Origin of the sequence: Cobetia sp. 3AK (assembly GCF_029846335.1) — a bacterium.
In the GTDB taxonomy this organism is placed as follows: domain Bacteria; phylum Pseudomonadota; class Gammaproteobacteria; order Pseudomonadales; family Halomonadaceae; genus Cobetia; species Cobetia marina.
The window spans coordinates 1-279 of the sequence record NZ_JARWKR010000036.1 but is presented as its reverse complement, the minus strand read 5'-3'; the positions used below and the strand labels follow the sequence as shown (position 1 = coordinate 279).

The following is a 279-nucleotide window of genomic DNA, read 5'->3' as shown; positions in this document are numbered from 1 at the left end:
CCTGCACCTTGGCACCCGCCGCCCACAGCGCTTCCATCAGCGTGCGGCTCGGCGCATCGCGCATGTCATCGGTGTTCGGCTTGAAGGCCAGCCCCCAGACGGCGATGGTCTTGCCGGCGAGATCCCCATCGAAGGCACGTGACAGCTTCTCGAACAGCGTGACCTTCTGGCGCTTGTTGACGGATTCCACCGCGGTGAGCAGCTCGGCCTCATAGCCTACCTGACTGGCGGTACGCGCCAGCGCCTGGACATCCTTCGGGAAGCAGGAGCCACCGTAGC

1 protein-coding gene is annotated in these 279 nt (G+C 65.6%); it reads right to left on the bottom strand.

The features are described 5' to 3' along the window. Positions 1-279 (bottom strand): UDP binding domain-containing protein (locus QD228_RS17045; protein WP_279876136.1); only part of this gene is annotated, 279 nt, incomplete at both ends.